This window comes from Micromonospora sp. NPDC005197 (assembly GCF_040608295.1).
Taxonomy (GTDB): domain Bacteria; phylum Actinomycetota; class Actinomycetes; order Mycobacteriales; family Micromonosporaceae; genus Micromonospora.
The window spans coordinates 1-2,547 of sequence record NZ_JBEXHY010000252.1 but is presented as its reverse complement, the minus strand read 5'-3'; the positions used below and the strand labels follow the sequence as shown (position 1 = coordinate 2,547).

5 protein-coding genes and 1 riboswitch are annotated in these 2,547 nt (G+C 70.1%); of the genes, 2 read left to right on the top strand and 3 right to left on the bottom strand.

Annotated elements, in window-relative coordinates; translation table 11 throughout:
- Window positions 1–8 precede the first annotated feature (8 nt).
- Both ABZU46_RS31580 and ABZU46_RS31575 read right to left on the bottom strand, forming a co-directional pair.
- Window positions 9–707, bottom strand: a complete 699-nt coding sequence (locus ABZU46_RS31580; RefSeq protein WP_354863349.1) for a transglycosylase family protein — start codon at window positions 705–707, stop codon at window positions 9–11.
- Window positions 707–851, bottom strand: a riboswitch (cyclic di-AMP (ydaO/yuaA leader). It overlaps the preceding gene by 1 nt.
- A gap of 181 nt (window positions 852–1,032) precedes the next feature.
- On the bottom strand, window positions 1,033–1,212 hold the full coding sequence (locus ABZU46_RS31575; RefSeq protein WP_354863348.1) for a hypothetical protein: 180 nt from the start codon (window positions 1,210–1,212) through the stop codon (window positions 1,033–1,035).
- Between the two features lie 104 nt (window positions 1,213–1,316).
- Here ABZU46_RS31575 and ABZU46_RS31570 point away from each other — a divergent pair, with 104 nt between their 5' ends.
- Window positions 1,317–1,805, top strand: a complete 489-nt coding sequence (locus tag ABZU46_RS31570) for a peptidoglycan-binding domain-containing protein (protein WP_354863347.1) — start codon at window positions 1,317–1,319, stop codon at window positions 1,803–1,805.
- Window positions 1,806–1,889: 84 nt separating this feature from the next.
- On the opposite strand, the gene ABZU46_RS31565 is transcribed toward ABZU46_RS31570, so the two are convergent.
- Complete coding sequence (locus ABZU46_RS31565) at window positions 1,890–2,291, bottom strand: peptidase inhibitor family I36 protein (protein ID WP_354863346.1); 402 nt, start codon at window positions 2,289–2,291, stop codon at window positions 1,890–1,892.
- A 14-nt stretch (window positions 2,292–2,305) separates the two neighbouring features.
- Here ABZU46_RS31565 and ABZU46_RS31560 point away from each other — a divergent pair.
- Window positions 2,306–2,547 (top strand): hypothetical protein (locus ABZU46_RS31560; RefSeq protein ID WP_354863345.1); only part of this gene is annotated, 242 nt, incomplete at its 3' end.

The following is a 2,547-nucleotide window of genomic DNA, read 5'->3' as shown; positions in this document are numbered from 1 at the left end:
TGGTGCTCTTACAGGCTGAGCCGCTGGCCCGGGAGGATCAGACCCGGGTCGGCGCCGATCAGCTGCCGGTTGCGCTCGTACAGGGCCTGCCAGCCGCCGGCCTGGCGGTGGCTGTCGGCGATCTCCGACAGGGTGTCCCCCGGGTTGACCACATACGTGTCGCCGCTGGCCGCCGGGGCGGTGCGCTCGTGGTTGCGGGTCGCCGGCTGGTCGCCGCGCGACGACCGCTCCTTCGGGGCGGTGGACCGGTCCTTCCCGGCGGTGGACCGGTCCTTCGGGGCGGTGGACTTCGACGACTTCGCGGTCGACTTCGTCGAGGACTTCGTGGCGGAGCCGCCCGACGAGCCGCCCTTGCGGCCGCAGGTCGGCCACGCGCCGATGCCCTGCCCGTCGAGCACCTTCTCGGCGATGGCGATCTGCTCGCCGCGGCTGGCCAGGTCGGCACGGGCGGCGTACTTCTTGCCGCCGTAGCCGGCCCAGGTGCCCTGGGAGAACTGCAACCCGCCGTAGTAGCCGTTACCGGTGTTGATCTTCCAGTTGCCGCCGGACTCGCACTTGGCGATCGCGTCCCAGTTGACACCGGCCTGGGCCGGGGCCGCGGGGCCGAAGAGGGCGACGGCGCCGGTGATCGCGCCGACGGCCAGGGTGCCGACGGCGACGCGGCGGGTGGTGACCCGTCGATGACGGGGCGTGTGGACAGACGTCATGTGTGGTTCCTCCACGCCGGCGAGGTGAGCTGTCGGGTTCGGGCCGAGGAGCCCGGCCGCGCGGTGGCGGCTTCACCCCGAGGTGACATGCACCGAGGAACGTGGGTCCCCCGCTCCTGCCCGGGGTTCTGGTATCCGACGACCGGGGGCAGGATTTGGCGTTGCCGGTCGTGGTGTCCACGGTGGTGGACTCGATCGACGGTAGGCACGGTCGGTGACCCTCGCCCAACGCTTGTGAACTTGTTCACCGGCGCACGCGCGGCGCCTCTGCCAGCGGTTGCGGACCACGCGCGGCTGTGCACCGACCATCATGGACCGATTCCGATCAGGCCCGGATGTCACCGCCCGTACGCAGCCAGGCGCCGGTGCGACGGAGCAGTTCGAGGTGAGGAACGGGCCGATCGGCGGGTGGTGGGAGCGGCCGTGCTCCCAGGAGGCGCCGATCGTGGCACGCCAGCTCGGCGTGCGGTCCCTGCCCGCTGAAGATCACGGCGTCGACGGGCATCGGCGCTCCTGGGAATTGACGTTCGGGCAGGAAACCATAGATCGACGGCCGCGATGCTCGGAAGCACACCGGGTCGACCCCGGCAACCTTCCCAGGAGGAGAGCATGCCGATCCACCGGAGCCGCATCGGCCGCCGCAGCGCCGCCGCCACCCTCGTGACCGTCCTGGCCAGCGCCGGCCTGACCCTGCTCGCACCGACCGCCGCGCACGCGTCCAGCCCCTGCACCAGCCTGACCTTCTACCGGGTCGGCGGCTATCCGGGCGGCGCGGACATGCACGTGCCGACCATCGGTTGGCAGACCGGGAACAAACAGTGCTATCTCACCTACGGCCACTCGGGCTCGGCGGTGCTGGTGCTTCAAGAGGCGCTGAACAACTGCTACTCGCGCTCACTGAGCCTCGACGGCAACTACGGCCCGAAGACCCGCGACGCCGTCCGGTACGCCCAACACAAGATCAACGAAGACATCGTGTACGCGAACATCGCCGAGGACGGCGAGTACGGCCCGCAGACCCGGGCGTACATGGGCTTCGCGATCTTCGGGGTCAACGGCGGCCCGGTCATCCCGAACGTCTGCTACTACCCGGGCTGAGCCGCGTGACGGCGCCGGTCGGAGTCCCCCGTGGAATTCCGACCGGCGCCGTCGTGCACCCCCCTGCCCGCTTCGGTCCGCGGATCAGCAGACCCGGACCGCCTCGATCCGCTGGTTCCAGTTCCCCCCGATCGCGGCCGAGTCGTACGCCAGGTTCGCCCGGTAGCCGTAGGCGTGCTGGTAGCCGAGCAGGCCGGTGGCGTTGGCGTTGTCCCAGAAGGTGGAGACGGTGCCCGACGGCCGGTTGTTGATGATCGACTGGGTCCTGTTGCGGAAGTACGAGGGCAGCCCGACGTCGTTGCAGCCGTTGTACGGCCCGTCGAGCAGGAAGATGTCCCCGCTGAAGTTGGTCCCGGCGTACAGGCAGAGCAGACCCGAGGGGCAGGCGTAGTTGGCCTGGGCAGGGCTCGGGGCGACGCCGAGCGCGGCGCCCACGGCAACCACGCCGAGCAGGGCGGACGTGAACCTTCGCAGAGCACTTCGCACGATGGTGACCTCCGGTGTCGTCACGACCGGAACAGGCCGTGAGTCGAATTGCCGACATCGCATTGATTGATGCCGCTGTGCCAACGATGATCTGCGCGGCAGGTCGACGAATTCCTGCCGGAACCTCAATCCGGCCGTCCGTCGGCGGATTGTCCGACTGGCGATGCGGCGAGCGGCGGTTCATGGAGATTCGGGTCCTCGGGCCGGTCGAGGTCTGGGCGGACGGCCGCCTGGTCGACGCCGGAGCAGCCCGCCA

Excerpts from the sequence above, each read along its gene's own strand:
- ABZU46_RS31580 (WP_354863349.1), bottom strand. The coding sequence starts at position 707 with ATGACGTCTGTCCACACGCCCCGTCATCGACGGGTCACCACCCGCCGC.
- ABZU46_RS31575 (WP_354863348.1), bottom strand. The coding sequence starts at position 1,212 with ATGCCCGTCGACGCCGTGATCTTCAGCGGGCAGGGACCGCACGCCGAG.
- ABZU46_RS31570 (WP_354863347.1), top strand. The coding sequence starts at position 1,317 with ATGCCGATCCACCGGAGCCGCATCGGCCGCCGCAGCGCCGCCGCCACC.